Origin of the sequence: Nocardioides coralli (assembly GCF_019880385.1) — a bacterium.
Taxonomy (GTDB): domain Bacteria; phylum Actinomycetota; class Actinomycetes; order Propionibacteriales; family Nocardioidaceae; genus Nocardioides; species Nocardioides coralli.
Genome location: NZ_CP082273.1, coordinates 3,293,128 through 3,308,831 on the forward strand (window position 1 = coordinate 3,293,128; position 15,704 = coordinate 3,308,831).

At 72.0% G+C, this 15,704-nt stretch carries 16 protein-coding genes and 1 riboswitch; of the genes, 4 read left to right on the plus strand and 12 right to left on the minus strand.

Annotation, left to right across the window (positions count from 1 at the left end):
- Positions 1-2 precede the first annotated feature (2 nt).
- From K6T13_RS16225 to K6T13_RS16245, 5 genes are all read right to left on the minus strand, one after another.
- A complete protein-coding gene (locus K6T13_RS16225) occupies positions 3-656 on the minus strand; it encodes a hypothetical protein (protein WP_222895556.1) in 654 nt (217 codons plus the stop codon).
- A 31-nt stretch (positions 657-687) separates the two neighbouring features.
- Positions 688-1,311, minus strand: a complete 624-nt coding sequence (locus K6T13_RS16230; protein ID WP_222895557.1) for a DUF2589 domain-containing protein — start codon at positions 1,309-1,311, stop codon at positions 688-690.
- Positions 1,312-1,320: 9 nt separating this feature from the next.
- Positions 1,321-1,560 carry a hypothetical protein gene (locus K6T13_RS16235; RefSeq protein WP_222895558.1) on the minus strand — a complete coding sequence of 80 codons (240 nt, stop codon included), beginning with the start codon at positions 1,558-1,560 and terminating at the stop codon, positions 1,321-1,323.
- Positions 1,561-1,609: 49 nt separating this feature from the next.
- A complete protein-coding gene (locus K6T13_RS16240; RefSeq protein ID WP_222895559.1) occupies positions 1,610-2,305 on the minus strand; it encodes an AfsR/SARP family transcriptional regulator in 696 nt (231 codons plus the stop codon).
- 217 nt (positions 2,306-2,522) lie between these two features.
- A complete protein-coding gene (locus K6T13_RS16245; protein ID WP_222895560.1) occupies positions 2,523-3,170 on the minus strand; it encodes a Ykof family thiamine-binding protein in 648 nt (215 codons plus the stop codon).
- Positions 3,171-3,229: 59 nt separating this feature from the next.
- A riboswitch (TPP riboswitch) is annotated at positions 3,230-3,337 on the minus strand.
- 87 nt (positions 3,338-3,424) lie between these two features.
- Between K6T13_RS16245 and K6T13_RS16250 the strand changes: the two genes are divergently transcribed.
- Positions 3,425-3,598 carry a hypothetical protein gene (locus K6T13_RS16250; RefSeq protein WP_222895561.1) on the plus strand — a complete coding sequence of 58 codons (174 nt, stop codon included), beginning with the start codon at positions 3,425-3,427 and terminating at the stop codon, positions 3,596-3,598.
- Between the two features lie 80 nt (positions 3,599-3,678).
- A complete protein-coding gene (locus K6T13_RS16255) occupies positions 3,679-3,882 on the plus strand; it encodes a hypothetical protein (protein WP_222895562.1) in 204 nt (67 codons plus the stop codon).
- A 219-nt stretch (positions 3,883-4,101) separates the two neighbouring features.
- Here the strand turns inward: K6T13_RS16255 and K6T13_RS16260 are convergent, their stop codons facing one another.
- The 3 genes from K6T13_RS16260 to K6T13_RS16270 all read right to left on the minus strand — a co-directional run bounded on the left by K6T13_RS16260 (position 4,102) and on the right by K6T13_RS16270 (position 8,345).
- Entirely contained in the window at positions 4,102-5,796 is a 1,695-nt protein-coding gene (locus tag K6T13_RS16260) for a KAP family P-loop NTPase fold protein (RefSeq protein WP_222895563.1), read from the minus strand.
- Positions 5,797-5,937: 141 nt separating this feature from the next.
- Positions 5,938-7,197: a fatty acid desaturase family protein gene (locus K6T13_RS16265; RefSeq protein WP_222895564.1), complete on the minus strand. Its 1,260-nt coding sequence runs from the start codon at positions 7,195-7,197 to the stop codon at positions 5,938-5,940.
- A gap of 11 nt (positions 7,198-7,208) precedes the next feature.
- Complete coding sequence (locus K6T13_RS16270) at positions 7,209-8,345, minus strand: ferredoxin reductase (RefSeq protein ID WP_249423833.1); 1,137 nt, start codon at positions 8,343-8,345, stop codon at positions 7,209-7,211.
- 83 nt (positions 8,346-8,428) lie between these two features.
- Here K6T13_RS16270 and K6T13_RS16275 point away from each other — a divergent pair, with 83 nt between their 5' ends.
- Positions 8,429-9,574 (plus strand): PucR family transcriptional regulator, encoded by a 1,146-nt coding sequence (locus tag K6T13_RS16275; RefSeq protein ID WP_222895565.1) that lies wholly within the window; start codon positions 8,429-8,431, stop codon positions 9,572-9,574.
- Here the strand turns inward: K6T13_RS16275 and K6T13_RS16280 are convergent.
- The 4 genes from K6T13_RS16280 to paaN form a co-directional block, all read right to left on the minus strand.
- Positions 9,550-10,386, minus strand: a complete 837-nt coding sequence (locus K6T13_RS16280; RefSeq protein ID WP_222895566.1) for a DUF72 domain-containing protein — start codon at positions 10,384-10,386, stop codon at positions 9,550-9,552. The two genes, K6T13_RS16275 and K6T13_RS16280, sit on opposite strands and share 25 nt — an antisense overlap.
- A gap of 7 nt (positions 10,387-10,393) precedes the next feature.
- The gene (locus K6T13_RS16285; protein ID WP_222895567.1) at positions 10,394-11,914 is read right to left on the minus strand and encodes an amidohydrolase; all 1,521 of its coding nucleotides are present in this window, start codon (positions 11,912-11,914) and stop codon (positions 10,394-10,396) included.
- A 67-nt stretch (positions 11,915-11,981) separates the two neighbouring features.
- Positions 11,982-12,377 (minus strand): hypothetical protein, encoded by a 396-nt coding sequence (locus K6T13_RS16290; protein WP_222895568.1) that lies wholly within the window; start codon positions 12,375-12,377, stop codon positions 11,982-11,984.
- Positions 12,378-12,490: 113 nt separating this feature from the next.
- Positions 12,491-14,155 carry a phenylacetic acid degradation protein PaaN gene (gene paaN, locus K6T13_RS16295; protein WP_222895569.1) on the minus strand — a complete coding sequence of 555 codons (1,665 nt, stop codon included), beginning with the start codon at positions 14,153-14,155 and terminating at the stop codon, positions 12,491-12,493.
- 54 nt (positions 14,156-14,209) lie between these two features.
- Here paaN and K6T13_RS16300 point away from each other — a divergent pair, with 54 nt between their 5' ends.
- Positions 14,210-15,655, plus strand: coding sequence for a M1 family metallopeptidase (locus K6T13_RS16300; protein ID WP_222895570.1), 1,446 nt, complete (start codon positions 14,210-14,212; stop codon positions 15,653-15,655).
- Positions 15,656-15,704: the final 49 nt, after the last annotated feature.

A 15,704-nucleotide genomic window follows, 5' to 3' on the forward strand; every position in this document is an offset into this window, starting at 1 on the left:
GGCTACCTCCACTGCGCCGGGTCGGGCAGGATCTCCTCGAGGTCGTCGACCGCGAAGGTCACCTCGAGGGACTGGAGCGTCTCGGGAGGGGACTGCGCGACCTCCGCCGCCCCCACCTCCACGTCGATCGTGGACCGCTTGGCGACGTCCGCGAACCGCACCCGGCGCAGGTCCTCGACGAGGAGCCGGGCCTGGTCGCGGACCAGGTCGGCGAGCTCCTCCCGCTCGGCGGCGCTGACCCGACCGCGGCCCTGCATGAGGTGGCCCATGGTCGTGGCGACGAGCGGCTCGAGGTCGCCGCGCAGGCCGACGTCGAGGTCGTCGCGCACCACCGGCACCGACCTGAGGTCCGTGCCGCGGCCCGTCGAGCGGATCGGGGGGAACTTCTCGAGCACCCGGTCGGCCAGGCGCTTGGTCCAGCTCTCCCCGACCTCGTCGAGGTCGAAGGGCACCGCCGAGGCCAGCTCGACCGAGTTGACCGCGAAGTTGAGCCGCACCGTGAGGCTGCTGACCGTCGCCCGCGGAACCGAGAGGCTCGCCAGGGTGGGGTCGGCACGGTAGGCGTCAACGGCCTCCGCGGTCACCTCGTCGGCCGCCATCCGCGCGCGGACCACGTCGGTGAGCATGCCGCCCAGGACCTCGCCCAGCTGCGCCATCGGGAGCTCCTCGCTGATGTCGGTGGCCGGTCTACGGCGTCGCCGGCACCTCCTTGATGGCCTGCTCGAGCATGTCGAGCATCCGCGACATCCCGGACGGCATCTCGTCTTGCACCGCCCGGACGTGGATCTGCATGGAGTACTCCCGCTGGGAGTGCTGGGTGGTGGCCGACTTGTGGTTGAACGTGGCGCTGACGCGGGCATCGACCTTCACCGGGCTCCAGAACGCGCTGTAGCTGGCGCTGACGCTGCTGCTCAGCGTGAAATCGGAGCTGGTGTTGCGGGTGACGGCATCGGTGAGCTTGGCGTTGAAGTCGATGGTCATCTCGTCGATGCGGATGTAGGGGATGGGCGTGATGGCGAGGAACGGGACCGTCAGCGAGAACTCCTGCTCCTCGTCGTTCTCGTTCTTCTTCAGGTAGCTGAAGGTGACCGAGCGGAGCTCACCCGCGTCGGCGTTGTCGGCAGGGTTGCCGAACACGAGGTCCGTGGCGCCGGTCGCGGGCTCCTTGAAGCCGACCTTGTGGATGAACTCGATGGTGGACTGCGCGGCGAGCGCCTGCGCCTCGACGGCGGCCTTGAGCGGGGAGCCGATGAGGTGCGCGAACGGGATCTGCTGCAGCTCGGCGACAGCGCGGGTGTCAGGTGCCGGCATCGGTCTCTCCTACTTCTTCTTCTCGGCAGCGAAGAGCGGTTCCTCGCTCGGGGTGCTCTGGACGGCGGGCCGTCGCTCGAAGTGGCCCTTGACCTCGACGACCGCGATGTGGCCGATCACCGAGGAGTCGAGCTCGTCGAGCCGGGCGACGGCGTCGGCCTCCTTGTCGGCCTCCGCGAGGACCCGGACGTTCCCGCCGATCCGTGCGTTGTCACCGAGACCGAGCAGCAGGAACTGGCTGGCGGCCATCACGAACCCCCTTCGGAGTGGGCGGACCTGTGACGCTACGGCCGGCGCGTCACCCGCCCGTCACCGCGACGTCACGGACCGCCGACACGAGGACGCCCGACGTCCTCGCCGAGGGCCGGACACCGAGCTCGCGCTGGAGCAGGTCGGCACAGGTGTCGTAGGCGCGCCGCGCCTCGGCCAGGTTGCCCTCGGCGACGTGGATCCGGATGACGGACCGGTGGGCGCTCTCACGCAGCGGGTCGGCCCGCACGGCGGCCAGGGCCCACTCCAGCGCGAGCCCGTACTGCCCGGCGGAGCTGAGCCGGTCGGCGCTGGCCTCGAGGAGGTGGAGCTGGAGCTGGCGGACCCGTTCGCGGTCGTGGACGAGCCACTGGTCGTCCCACATGGGGAGGAGGTCGACGTCGGGAGGCAGGCCGCGGCCCGGCGGGGAGCTGGTGGTGAGGAGCGTGGTGGAGGTGAGGAGCATCTGTCGTACGTCGACATCGGCCGCCGGGTCGAGGTCGAGCGCCCCGCCGGCGGCGTGGACGAGGCCGTGGGTGGCCTGGTTGATGCGCCAGATGGCCGTGCGGAGGCTGTGCATCGCCCGGGACTGGGTCGCCTCGGGCCACAGCTCCCCGGCCACCCGGCAGCGGGTCGTGACGCCGCGGAGCGCGAGGTAGGCGGCGAGTCGCTGGGGGCCGGCGGCGAGGTCGACGTCGGTCCCGCCGACCGTGAGGGCGAAGTGGCCGAGCAGGTGGATGCTCACGCGAGACTCGGAGCCGCCCGCCGATGGCGGCTCCCGCGATACTGCACGGGTGGTCACGCAGGCTCCCTCAAGGGGGCGAGGCCCCCGAGCCAGCGCGACCCGAACGCCCGAGCGTCCCCTGTTCTCCCTCCACCTGAAAGTAAAGAACGTGGGGCTACGTCAGGCCATAGCCCGTTGTGACTAGGCGGACATGGTGTGCTGCGGTCGAGGCCGGTCCTCAGCCCTCCACGTCGTGGGAACCCGAGCTCGGCGACCCGACCGAGACCGTCAGGTGGGTGACGACGTGGGCCACCTCCTGCCCGACCCGGGCCCACGCGTCGGCAGCGGTCGCCAGGACGTCGCCGAGGTCACCGGTGAGCAGCGTGGCGTAGTGGGCCGGCTCCGCCGCGGTCCCGCGGCTCTGGGCCTCCTTGATCGCAGCCTCGATGTGGTCCATGTGGGCGTCGTCCGGCCCGCCGTCGAGCAGCGGGTAGAGCGACCACTGGGCGGCGGCGCGGATCCCGGTGCCGGGCAGCTCGATCGCCGTCGCGCGCGGCAGCTGCGCCGCGGTCGGCTCGCAGGTGGCTTCCCCGGGGCAGCCGCGCGAGAGCAGCACGTGGGCGACGACGTGGCCACCGTCGCTGCGACGGTGAGCCGCGGCGACCAGGGCGGCGGCGTACTGCACCAGCCGCTGCTCGGGGTGCTCGCCCCTCGCCGCGACGTAGGTGCTGACCTCGTCGGTCTCGACCTCGAGACCCTCTCCGGCGCCGGCGTGCTGCGCGTCCTCGAGCGCGCCGAGGATCACCGCGACGTAGTCGTCGCAGTGGGGGTGGACGCTCAGCCTCATGCCGACGCCGAGCTGGTCGGGTGTGATGGTGTCCGTCATGCCGGCCCTCCTGGTGGACGGCCCGAGGACGACGAGAGACGCGCCGACGGATCCGTCCGCCGAGCACGTGCCCAGCTCCCTACGCCGGTGCTAGCCGGATCAGGTTCTCGGGTCTGCGGACTCTCCGCACTCTCAGCGCCCTGGCAGGCGCTCCCCGGGGGTACCCGGACACCGTAGTCCAGCCCGGTCGGACCGGGCGCAGCCACCGTGGTCTGCGTGAGGGCCGGCGCGGATGTCCGACCTACATTGGAAGCATGAACACCGTCCATCTCACCGACGAGGAGCTGGAGATCGCGCGCCACGGGATGACGGCGTACCTCCGCAGCTTCGGCCACGACGAGGCCGACACGGGTGCTCTCATCCGTGCCGTCCTGGCCCGGCTCGCTGCCGCCCAGCCCGAGGCCGACTCGGAGCCCGCAGCCGGCTGAGTCGACCACAGGGTTGCGGGGACGCCGGTGTGGGTAAGGGGGGCACGGAGGTGCCCACGCCTCCGGAGAAGGAGTCCCCCATGAGAAGCATCGTCGGCGTCATCGTGCTCGTCTGGCTCGTGATCGGCACGGTCGCCGCCATCCAGCGCGGCTACTTCGGCAACGACCGCGACGTCAGCTGCAAGACCGCAGGCGACACGGCCCTGACGATCGTGGCCGGTCCGCTCAACTACATGGGCGTGAACCCCAAGATCACCTGCAAGGTCCCGCAGCCCTCCAAGTAGTCGGGCCGAGGAGCGCCTCGTCGTCGGCGAGGCGCTCGGAGCTGCGCACTTCCCGTTCGAGACCGGGGGGCTCTGACGAGCCCGACCTGGGTCTGGCTCGGCGATGTCGCCGGTCTTCCACCCGGAGACGTCAGCGCCCTCCAGCACTGGATGGTCGACGCCCGCGTCACCCAGGCCTCGACGTACCGCCGGGGTGAGGAGTGACCCCCGAGCCCGGCGTCACCCCGAGAACGCGGAAGCTCGACGGACCAGTCGTAGCTCGGTCTGGATGGCCCCCACCAGCGAGTCGGCGTCAGCGCGGGACCGCTCCAGGGCTGCCTGGTTCATGGCATCCGGCGACGAGAGACCCTTCAGGAGCTGCTCCAGGCTGTCGAGCTCCCGCGTGAAGCCAGACCCTTCGAAGCCAGCCCTGCGCGCCTTGCCCTCGGCGAACGTGCCCACGCTCCGCAGCCGCGCTACGGCGTCCTGCGCGGCGCCGATGGTGCCGGAGACGTCGGCAGAGGGGCCGCCCGCCTGATCTGCCACGGAGTCATGGACCTGACGCAGGTAGCGACGCAACAGCCCCACCTCTCGCATGGCCTCGGCCATGCCCGAGACCGAGGTCCGGGTGGACTCGAGGAATCCGACGTACACCGGCAGGTCCGGGCGCGCCAGACCCACCGCGTCGGGCGAGTCGAGGAAGCGTCCCAGCTCGGGAGGAACCCGACCGATCTCGGGCCAGAGATCCTCGAACGCCTCCCGGTCGCCGTCCCTGAAACGACGGACGGCGTCGCTGAACGTGTCAGGCTCGGTCAGCACGATGTTGTCGTAGATCGACTCCCACTCCGGCCGGAAGTCCATCGTCTGCAGCGCCAGCAACACCTCCGGCTCGAGATCGGGTCGGATCATCTTGTTGATCGTGTAGGCGTTGATGAAGCGCTTCGCCTCGCGTGGATTGATGCCACCCTCGGGTGTCACGTGCATCAGGAACCGGCGCACCCGGTTGCGCAGATCCTCCTGCTGCGAGGACGGCAGGTCCCCGTACTGCTCGAGCCACTCCAGCAGGTGGTCCACCTGGCCGGGAGCCACGGCCGGCAACGTGTAGGGAACCTGGAACATCTTCTTGAGGTAGTCACGCTCCAGCTGGGCCTGGTCCTCGTCGTCCGCGAGCTGCTCGCCCACGAACTTCGAGCGGACGGCCGACTGGACCACTCGTTCATCGAGGCCGACCACGAACACGAAACCCGGAGTGTCGAAGAAGAGCTTCATCGACTCCAGGACGGTCAACGCCTGGTGGGGCAGGCACCTGTCCAGGTCGTCGACGAACACGACGATCCGCGCAACACCGGCGTTGCGGACCTGTTCGAAGGCGGCCCGCAGCTCGGTGAACGCCCCGAAGTAGAGCGACTGCGGGCTGCTGCCCTCGTCCTGTTCACCGTCCCTGAGGGCGTCGACAGCCTTCCCGGGGTCCAGGGACAGCTTCGGCCCGCCGGGCACTCCGATCTCGACCGCCGTGGACCGCACCAGTGCTCGGACCACCCGGCCCACGCGCCGCGCCACCTCGGTGGCAGCCCGGCGCTGCGGGGTGTCGGCCGGCAGCTCGGCCGCCCAATCGCTCAACGCCTCACGGAGCGTGTCGAGCAGGGGCACGATCAGGTGGGGCTCACGTTCGTATCGCCAGGCGTTGAACTCCACGACGAGCGTGTCCGGTGTCCCACGGAGCCGTCGCTCGATCTCCTCCATCAGGGTGCTCTTGCCAGACCCCCACCCGCCGAAGACACCTACCGCGAACCGGGGTTCGCTGCTGACGACGATGGAGGTGAGCGCCCGGGCGATCCTGTCGAAGTTGAACGTGGGGTGACCCGCGGGAACGTCCAGCACGATGCGTGGGCCGTCCTCCGCGTCGTGGGCGACCGGCGCGACGTCGTACACCACGGCTCCCCCCTCGAGAGTTCGCCTCACCCTCCACAGTAATGAGGCGACGCCACGCCGACCAGAGGATGACCGTGCGAGACGCGCTCGTGGCCCCCGTCCGACGACGTCAGCGGTCGACGGCGTCCCCCGGCACCGGAGGTGTCAGGCCGCGGTGCGGGACGGGACGGCCTCGCCGCCCAGCTTCCTGCGGCGGGCCGACCGGGTCAGGTCGGCCTGGATGAGCCGGCGCTCACGCGGCGTACCCGTGGCCATCTTCCAGAGCTTGCCGAGCTGCTTCGGGAAGTTCTTGCGGTCGGTGCTGTCGAGCCAGCCGTTGGGGAGCGAGAGCCTGACGACCCGGTGCCAGGCCGAGTAGACCTGCGGGACCAGCGGACGGGCGCAGTAGTTGAGGTCGTACTTCTCGAACAGCGCCTGCACGCGCGGGGCGATCTCGGCGTACCGGTTCGACGGCAGGTCCGGGAAGAGGTGGTGCTCGATCTGGTGGCTCAGGTTGCCCGTCATGACGTGCATGAGCTTCGAGCCGGAGATGTTGGCGCTGCCGAGCATCTGCCGGACGTACCAGTCACCCTTGGTCTCGCCCTCGATCGAGCGCTTCTCGAAGGTCTCGACACCCTCGGGGAAGTGGCCGCACATGATCACCGAGTGCGCCCACACGTTGCGCACGATGTTGGCGGTGAAGTTCGCCGCGAGCGTGGTGAGGAACGAGCCCGTCGGCAGCGACAGCAGCGGGTGGACGCCGTAGTCCTTGGTCATCTGCTTGCGGACCTTGCGCAGCACCTTCTTGGCCTCGGCCCGGAACTTCGGGTCCTTGGTGCCGTCCTTCTTCTTCAGCGCGACACCGAGCTCGAGGTCGTAGGCCGCGATGCCGTACTCGAAGAAGCAGGCGTTGAGGAAGTTCCAGAACGGCTGACCCAGGTGCATCGGGTGCCACCGCTGGTCCTCGTCGACGCGCATGATGCCGTAGCCGAGGTCGTTGTCCTTGCCGAGCACGTTCGTGTAGGTGTGGTGCAGCTCGTTGTGGCTGTGCTTCCACTGCTCGGCCGGGGTGGCGTGGTCCCACTCCCACGTCGTCGAGTGGATCTTGGGGTCGCGCATCCAGTCCCACTGGCCGTGGAGGATGTTGTGGCCGATCTCCATGTTCTCGAGGATCTTGGCCAGGCTGAGGCCGGCGGTGCCGACCAGCCAGGCCGGCGGGAAGATGCTGAACAGCAGCACCGCCCGGCTGCCGAGCTCGACGCTGCGCTGGGTCTTGATCACGCGCCGGATGTAGGCCGCGTCGCTGGCGCCCCGGCTGTCGATGACGTCCTGGCGGATCGCGTCGAGCTCGATGCCGATCTGCTCGATGTCCTCACGGGTGAGGTGGGCGATCGGGTTGTCGTCCTTCTTCTGGATGGCAGTCATGGGGGATCTCCTCAGTGCTCGAGGTGGCAGGGACCGGCCGCGGCGTTGATGCAGGTCTGCACCTTGATCGCGCCGCTCTCGCCGGGGACGGCGGTGGTGACCTCGCCGTTGCGGAGGTCTCGGACGCTGCCCTCCGTCATGGGCAGCACGCAGCCGAAGCAGATGCCCATGCGGCACCCGCTCGGCATGAGGACGCCCGCGTTCTCGGCGGCGTCCAGGATCGGGGTGGCACCGTCGGCCTCGACGGTGCGGCCGTCGGCGAAGGAGACGGTGCCGCCCTCGCCGGGCTCGACGCGAGCGGTGCGGAACTGCTCGGTGAACAGCTCCAGGCCCTTGTCGTCGCAGTAGTGCTCCAGCGCCTCCAGCAGCGGCGCGGGACCGCACGCCAGCACCCGCCGGTCGACCAGGTCGGGCACCAGCGCCGGGAGCTCCTCGACGTCGAGGACGCCGTGCTCGTCGTCGTACCGCGCCACGAGCCGGATCGCGCCGGCCGCAGCCAGCGCCTCCAGGTCGCGGATGAAGATCGAGTCGGGGCGGCTCGGGGCGACGTGCACGACGGTGACGTCGTACGCCGACGAGCGGTCCGGCCGCAGCACCCCCTCGTCGGTGGAGGGGAACAGATTGCGCAGCATGCCGATCACCGGGGTGATGCCGGAGCCGGCTGTCACGCAGAGGAAGCGGCCGCCCTCCGGGGGGAGCACGAACTCGCCCGCGGCCTGCTCGAGGTGGACCAGCGTGCCGGGTCGGCTCCGGTGCACGAGGTGGTGGCTGACCTTGCCGTCGGGGACGGCCTTGACCGTGATGGCGATCCGGCCGTCGGGGCGCGGGCCGTGGGTCAGCGAGTAGGCGCGCCACTGACGCACGCCGTCGACGTCGATGCCGATGCGGAGGTACTGCCCGGGGACGTGGCCGCGCCAGTCGGCGCCGGGCCTGATCACGATCGTGGCGGCGTCGCGCGTCTCGGGGATCACCTGCTCGATGCGGCCGCGGAGCTCCGCACCCGCGCGCAGCGGCGCGAAGAGGTCGAGGAAGTCGTCGGGGACCAGCGGCGAGGTGGCGGCGTGCGCGACGCGACCGCCCCAGGCGCGCAGGGTGCGCAGACCGGAGACGGGGCCGGGGGAACGACCGTCGGGGGGAGGCGGCGTCATGACAACCATCATGTCTGAGCACTACGCTCAATGCATGACCCGGACGCGTGAATGCAAGCCCTCGAATTGTTCGTGAGAGACAAATGAGCACCAGTACGTCCCTCGACCGGGACCTCATCGACCTCCTGCGTCACACGCTCCCCGAGGTCGCCGTCCACACCGTGACCGCCGTCCGCGAGGAGGTGCCCGGCTACGGCGAGGGCCTGGGCGAAGCGATGGCGGCCAGCATCGAGCAGGCGGTGCAGATGGCGCTCGCCGGCTTCCTGCGGGTCGCCGGCCGCTCCGGCGACCCGGGTACGCCGCTGTCACCGACGCTGGAGGGCGCCTACGCGCTCGGCCGCGGCGAGGCGCGCTCGGGGCGCTCCGCCGACGCGCTGCTGGCGGCGTACCGCGTGGGTGCGCGGGTCGCCTGGCGGGAGCTGTCGGCGAGCGCCGTGCGGGCCGGGGCCTCCGCGGAGAGCATCGCCGCCTTCGCCGAGCTCGTCTTCGCCTACATCGACGAGCTCTCGGCGGCCTCGGTCGCCGGCCACACCGACGAGGTGGAGACCACGGGGCGGGTGCGGCAGCGCTACCTCGACCGGCTCGGCGCGGCGCTGCTGCGGGGCGAGCCCGAGGACGTGGTGTCGGCGGCGGCCGACAAGGCCGACTGGCGGCCCCCGCGCACCCTCACGGCCGTGGTGCTGCCGGAGGCACAGGTACGCCCCGTCCTCGGACTGGTCGGCGACGGCGCCCTCGCGCCGGGCGAGCACGGCCTGCCCGAAGGGCTGGCGGTCGTGCTGGTCCCCGACATGGGCGGCCGCTCCCGCACCCGGCTGCTGCGCGTGCTCGACGACCGGCACGCCGTGGTGGGGCCGGCCCGGCCGTGGGCGCAGGTGCGCGCGTCGTTCGAGCGGGCGGTGCGCGGGCTCGCGCTGCGGCGTACGTCGGCGACCGTCGACACCGAGGCCCACCTGGCCTCCCTCGTGGCGGCCGCAGATCCCGACGCCCTGGCCGACCTCCGGGCAACGGTGCTGGCGCCGCTGGAGTCGCTGCGGCCGGCGACGGCGGACAAGCTGCGGGCGACGCTCCGCTCGTGGTTGCTGCACCAGGGCAGGCGCGAGGACGTGGCGGCCGACCTGTTCGTCCACCCGCAGACCGTGCGCTACCGGATGAACCAGCTGCGCGAGCTCTACGGCGACCGGCTGGAGGACCCGGAGACGGTGCTTCAGCTCACGCTCGCGCTGGCCTGACCCAGCCGCTCGATCAGCGCGACCGCGTCGTGCGGGGCCCGCCCGCGGGCGTCGTTGTCGAAGTAGACGTAGGCGTCCTGGCCGGCCTCCCGCCAGGCGCGGAGCTTCCTCGCCCACGTGTCCAGGCTCCGCGACGAGTAGCCGCTGGCGTAGAGCTCGGTGTGCCCGTGGAGCCGGACGTAGCGGAAGTCGGCCGTGTCCTCGTCGAAGCAGGGCCAGGCGCCCGGGCTGTCGGAGGCGACGAGGGCGACACCCTGCTCGCGCAGCAGCGCCACGGCCTCCGGCTCCCCGAAGGACGGGTGCCGGGGCTCGAGGGCGTGCCGGATGACCGCACCGGTCCGCGACGACGTGACGGCCCTGTCGTCGGGGACCTTGTCGTCGTGGCGGCCGGCGAGCCGGGCGGCGGCGTGGTGGTCGCGCGGCAGCCGCTCGAGGAATGAACGCACGCGCTCGTCGTCGAAGGAGAAGTCGCCCGGCAGCTGCCACAGCAGCGGGCCCAGCCCGTCGCCGAGCAGCAGCACGCCGGAGGCGAAGAAGTTGGCGAGCCCCTGGCCCACGTCGCCCAGTCGGCGCAGGTGGGTGATGAACCGCCCGCCCTTCACGGCCACGGGGAAGCCGTCGGGGGTGTCGTCGGCGATCCGCTGGTAGGTCGTGGGCCGCTGCAGCGAGTAGAACGAGCCGTTCAGCTCCACCGACGTCAGCCGCTCGGCGACGTACGCGAGCCAGCGGCGTCGCGGCAGGTCGTCGGGGTAGAAGTCACCCCGCCAGCCGTCGTAGCTCCAGCCGCTGACCCCGACGTGGACCTCGGCCATGCGCGTCTCACCCGGCGAAGGACTCGTCGCCGTGCACCAGGTCGCCGGCGACCCACGTCGCCACGACCTGCTCGCCGACGTCACGCAGGTGCCGGGCCGCCTTCGCCGGGTCGTCGTACGCCGCCAGCGGATCGGCCTCGACCAGCACCAGGTCGGCCGGGTGACCGGCGGCGACGGTGCCCCAGCCGTCCGTGGAGGCGGCCAGGGCCTCCTGCGGGGTGATCGCCTGCTCGGGGTGCCAGGCCTCCCGGTCGTCCGCGGACCGGTGGACGGCGGCGGCCATCGCCAGCCACGGGTCGAGCCGGGCGACCGGTGCGTCCGAGCCCATCGCCAGCCGCACCCCGTCGTCCAGCATCCATCGCAGCGCGAAGCTCCGGTCGCCGCGACCGGGCCACAGCCGCTCGGTGACGTCGCGGTCGTCGTAGAGGTGGGCCGGCTGCACGCTGGCGGTGATGCCGAGCTCGGCCATCCGACGGACGTCCTCACGGCGCACGAGCTGGGCGTGCTCGATCGAGCCCTGGGCACCGGTCTCCTCGAAGGCGTCGAGCGCGTCGCCCACCGCCCGGTCGCCGATCGCGTGCACGGCGACCGAGAGCCCGTGGTCGTGGGCGCGGCGCAGCAGCTCGCGCAGCTCCTCGGGGGTCTGGTTGGGATGGCCGTGCGGGAAGCCCAGCGGGGACGGGCCGGCGTAGGGCTCGCAGCACCAGGCGGTCTTGGTGTTGAGGGATCCGTCGCTGATGATCTTCAGCGGCCCCATCCGGGCCCGGTCGTCGCAGCCGGGCAGCCGGTCACCGGTGCGCAGGCCGGCCTCGATGACGCCGTCCAGCCCGTCGGCGTACGTCGCCATCCGGATCCGCAGCAGCCCCGCACCGGCGGTGAACCGGTCGGCCCAGTCCTCGTGCCCGCCGCTGAACTCGAAGTCGGTCAGCCCGACGACGCCCATCGCGGCAGCGGCCTCCATGGTGCGCAGGTAGGCCTCGGGCCCGGTGCCGTCGTCGCCGAGCACCGAGGCGAGCCGGCCGTAGGCGCGAAACCACTCGGCCTCGGCGACCACCCCCTCCCGCAGCGGCATCGCCAGCGCCATGAGGGCGACCGAGTTGAGCCACGCGTGGTGGCCGTCGCCGGCGATGAGGATGACCGGCTGGTCGGTGTCGAGCGCGTCCAGCATCGAGACGACCGGGTCCTCCGGCCAGTCGGTCGGCCGGTGGCCCCAGCCGATGACCGGCAGGTCGGGCCACTCGGCCAGGCGCGCGGAGACCATCGCGACCGCCTGTTGGGCCGACCGGGCGGCGCCGAGGTCGAGGCGGATGCTGGCCAGGCTCCACTGCCCGAGGTGGACGTGCTGGTCCCACAGCCCGGGCAGCAACCAGCGGCCGCCGGCGTCGTACGCCGGGAGCCCGGGGTCGGACACGTCGGTGCCGACGGCGGTGACGACCCCGGCGGTGACCCGGACGTCGACCGGCTCGTCCGGCGCGCCCGTCCCGTCGACGTCGACGAGCCGCGCACCACGCAGCAGGAAGCTCGACATGACGACACGGTAGGTCGGGGACCCCAACGAGCCCGCCGCCGGGTGCCTCGTGTCGCCGTACGACGCCCTAGTGGCAGGTCTCCCGGAGCCGCGAGGGCGGCGGCGCGGAGCGCCACAGTCCGCGCGCGACCGCGACGGTCGGGACGACGCCGAGCGCCAGCACCAGGAGCCCGAAGGCGGCCACCCCCACCGCGTCCGAGGCGGACGGCTCGACGTACACCTCACCGCTCGCGTGGGTGCAGGTGAGGCCCGGTGGCCACCACGACCACTCCCCGTCGACACTCGGCTCGAGCTCCGCGGGGTGCGTCTCGACCCACGGGTCGACGCAGGCCACGTCGACCGGCTCCCGGACGGGGGCGCCGGCGGCGAGCACGGGAGAGCCGACCAGGAAGAACATCCCGGACACGACGAGGCCGACCAGCAGGACGGCGCCGGCGAGGACGTGGCGGAGGGTGAGCGTCACGCCGCCACCAACGACACGAACCAGCACGAGTGACGGTTCGGCGGGTTCACAACCAGCACGAGTGACGGCTCGGCGGGTTGCGAACCAGCACGAGTGACGGCTCGGCGAGGGGCTCAGTCGATGTGGCGGCGGGACTGGACGACGCGGAAGCGGGAGGCCACGTAGGCGCCGTCGGTGAAGGCGGCGTTGGCGGCGGGGTTGGCTCCCGTGCCGTGGAAGTCGGAGTAGGCCGCGGACTGGTTGACGAAGACGCCGCCGAGCAGGTTCTCGCTGAGCGCCACCCCGGCGTCGAGCGCCGCTTCGCGCATGTCGTCGACGACGGCGTCGGAGGTCGAGTAGACCGCGGCGGTCATGGCGCCGTGCCGCTTGACCGTGTCGCGGAACAGGTCGATCGACTGGTCGGTGCCGGCGGTCGAGATCAGGTAGGCCACCGGTCCGAAGCACTCGCTCTCGTAGACCTCGGAGTCGTCGGCGGTGAGGCCGATGATCGCCGGCGTGCGCACCGTCGCGTCGGCGTACGCGGGGTGGCTGACCGCCCGGGACTCCACGAGCACCTCGCCCTGCTTGCCGGCCGCCTCGAGCCGGTCGACGACGCCGGCGTTGACCACTCCGCCGAGCAGCTCCACGGCCCGCGCGTCGTCGCCCAGCAGCTTCTCGAACGCGCCGCCGATGCCGGCGGCGACCTCGGCCGGTGTCTTCACGCCGTCGTCGGTCTGCACGCCCTCGGCCGGCAGGTAGACGTTCTGCGGCGCGGTGCACATCTGGCCGGTGTAGAGCGCGAAGGAGAACGCCAGGTTCTGGCACATCGCCTTGAAGTTGTCGGTGGAGTCGACCACGACGGTGTTGACGCCCGCCTTCTCGGTGAAGACGACCGCCTGGCGCGCGTTCTCCTCCAGCCAGTCACCGAAGGCGTTGCTGCCGGTGAAGTCGACGAGCCGCACCTCGGGGCGCACGGCCAGGGTCGCCGCGAGCCGGTCGGCGGGCTCCTCGGCGGCGAGCGTGACGAGGTGGCGGTCGAAGCCGGCCTCGGCGAGCACCTCCTGGCAGACCTGGACGGTGATCGCGAGGGGCAGCACCGCGCCGGGGTGGGGCTTGACCACGACGGGGTTGCCGGTGACCAGCGAGGCGAACAGCCCGGGCCAGGAGTTCCACGTCGGGAAGGTGTTGCAGCCGATCACCAGCGCGACGCCGCGCGGCACGACGGTGAAGGTCTTCTCCATCTTCAGCGGCACCTTGCCCGGCTTCTCCCACACCGCGGTGGCAGGGGTGCGGGTCTGCTCCACCCACGCGTAGGCGATCGCCTCCAGCGCCCGGTCGAGGGCGTGCGCCCCGCCGGCCTGGAACGCCATGACGAAGGCCTGGCCGCTGGTGTGCTGGACGGCGTTGGCGAGCTCGAAGACCCGGCCGTGCAGCCGGTCGAGGATCTCCAGGCACACGCCCGTGCGGCCCTCGGGCCCGGCGTCGCGCCACGCCCGCATGCGCGCCTGTGCTCCCGCCAGGAGGGCGTCGACGTCGGTCACCCGCGGGTAGCGCACCCCCAGGTCGATGCCGAACGGCGACCGCTCCGTCGCGACGGTGCCGTCGGCACCGGGGGTGTCGAGCGGGAAGTCGGTGCCGAGCCACGCCTCGTAGGCCGCCTTGCCGTGGCCGGCGGCCTCCTCGCCGTAGACGCGGGGCGAGGGCGACTCGTCGAACGCGCTGTAGAACTCGCGCGAGGCCGAGGCGGCGACGGCGGCGTCGAGGCGGTCACGGTGCTGGGCGAGGAAGTCGCTGGTCATGGGCCCATCCCACCACAGGGGGTGACCGCGGCCACACCGCCGTAGGGTGACCGCGTGCGACGGCGGTGGGTGGCGCTCGCGACGGGCGCGGCGCTGGTGCTCGGAGCGTGCACGAGCCCGACCTCCGAGACCGCGGACCGGCCCACGGACCAGCTCACCGACCTCCCCGATCCCGCCGACCCGGCGTACGACGCCGCGCTGAGCGAGCCGGTCGAGGACTCCGTCTACCCGGAGGTGGGCGACCCCGGGGTCGACGCCCTCCACTACGACCTCGACCTCACCTGGGACCCGGACAGCCGGGTGCTGACCGGCGACGAGGAGCTCGTCCTCCGCGCCACCGAGGACGACGACTTCTTCCAGCTCGACCTCGCCGGCGAGCTTGAGGTCAGCGCCGTCACCGTCGACGGCCGGGAGGTGGACCATGAGCACCGCGGCAAGGACCTCGTGGTCCAGGCCCCCGTCGCCGCCGACCAGCGTTACACCGTGCGCATCCGGTACGCCGGTGAGCCCGGCCCGGTCGAGGCCCCGACGACGCGGGGCGACTTCGCCGGGCTCGGCTGGACGGTGGGCGACGACGGTTCCGTGTGGACGATGCAGGAGCCCTGGGGGGCCTACACCTGGTACGCCGTCAACGACCAGCCCGCCGACGAGGCGCTCTACGACTTCACGTTGCGGGTGGCCGACCCCATGGTCGGGGTCGCCAACGGCGAGCTGGTGTCACGCGAGTCCGTGGAGGGCACCACGGTGACGGAGTGGTCGCTGACCGAGCCGGCGGCGTCCTACGTGATCACCGTGGCGTTCGACGACTACGTGATGACCGAGCAGCGGGCCGCGAGCGGCGTCCCGGTCAGCATCTGGCTGCCGCGGGAGGGAGCGGCACGCTGGTCGTGGCTGCAGCAGTCCACGGTCGACGCGCTCGACTGGGCCGAGCAGCTGCTCGGCGCGTACCCCTTCGACACCCTCGGGTTCGTCTTCGTCGACGCGCAGAGCGGCATGGAGACCCAGACCATGGTCACGCTGGGGCTGACCGAGTTCACCACCTCGCCGCCGGTGCAGGTGCACGAGGTCGTCCACCACTGGTGGGGAAACCAGGTCACGCCCGAGGACTGGCGCGACCTGTGGATCAGCGAGGGCATGACGACCTACCTGCAGAAGGTCTGGGAGTCCGAGCACGGTGGCCCGTCGCTGGCACGGTCGATGGCGCAGATCCGCACGGACGCCGCGGCGATGCGCGAGGAGGCGGGCCCGCCGGGGGCCTACGACCAGGACGCCTTCGCCGAGCGCAACGTCTACTACCTGCCCGCTCTCATGTGGCACCAGGTCCGCCGCCGGCTCGGCGACGAGCTGTTCTTCCGGCTCGTCAGGGAGTTCCCGGCCGCGCACGACAATGAGAACCTCGGCACCGAGGAGCTCGTCGCCTGGTGGGAGCGAAAGTCCGGCGAGGACCTCGCCGGACTCGTCCGCCGGCACCTGTACGCCGAGCAGCAGCCGGCCCGCTGAGGCGGGACCGTCAGGCGGCTCCCGTCCGGTGCGGCCGACGGGCCGCACC

What these genes read in the sequence shown, in the direction of transcription:
- K6T13_RS16225 (WP_222895556.1), bottom strand. Translation starts at nt 656, where the DNA reads ATGGCGCAGCTGGGCGAGGTCCTGGGCGGCATGCTCACCGACGTGGTC.
- K6T13_RS16230 (WP_222895557.1), bottom strand. Translation starts at nt 1,311, where the DNA reads ATGCCGGCACCTGACACCCGCGCTGTCGCCGAGCTGCAGCAGATCCCG.
- K6T13_RS16235 (WP_222895558.1), bottom strand. Translation starts at nt 1,560, where the DNA reads ATGGCCGCCAGCCAGTTCCTGCTGCTCGGTCTCGGTGACAACGCACGG.
- K6T13_RS16245 (WP_222895560.1), bottom strand. Translation starts at nt 3,170, where the DNA reads ATGACGGACACCATCACACCCGACCAGCTCGGCGTCGGCATGAGGCTG.
- K6T13_RS16250 (WP_222895561.1), top strand. Translation starts at nt 3,425, where the DNA reads ATGAACACCGTCCATCTCACCGACGAGGAGCTGGAGATCGCGCGCCAC.
- K6T13_RS16255 (WP_222895562.1), top strand. Translation starts at nt 3,679, where the DNA reads ATGAGAAGCATCGTCGGCGTCATCGTGCTCGTCTGGCTCGTGATCGGC.
- K6T13_RS16265 (WP_222895564.1), bottom strand. Translation starts at nt 7,197, where the DNA reads ATGACTGCCATCCAGAAGAAGGACGACAACCCGATCGCCCACCTCACC.
- K6T13_RS16270 (WP_249423833.1), bottom strand. Translation starts at nt 8,345, where the DNA reads ATGACGCCGCCTCCCCCCGACGGTCGTTCCCCCGGCCCCGTCTCCGGT.
- K6T13_RS16275 (WP_222895565.1), top strand. Translation starts at nt 8,429, where the DNA reads ATGAGCACCAGTACGTCCCTCGACCGGGACCTCATCGACCTCCTGCGT.
- K6T13_RS16280 (WP_222895566.1), bottom strand. Translation starts at nt 10,386, where the DNA reads ATGGCCGAGGTCCACGTCGGGGTCAGCGGCTGGAGCTACGACGGCTGG.
- K6T13_RS16285 (WP_222895567.1), bottom strand. Translation starts at nt 11,914, where the DNA reads ATGTCGAGCTTCCTGCTGCGTGGTGCGCGGCTCGTCGACGTCGACGGG.
- paaN (WP_222895569.1), bottom strand. Translation starts at nt 14,155, where the DNA reads ATGACCAGCGACTTCCTCGCCCAGCACCGTGACCGCCTCGACGCCGCC.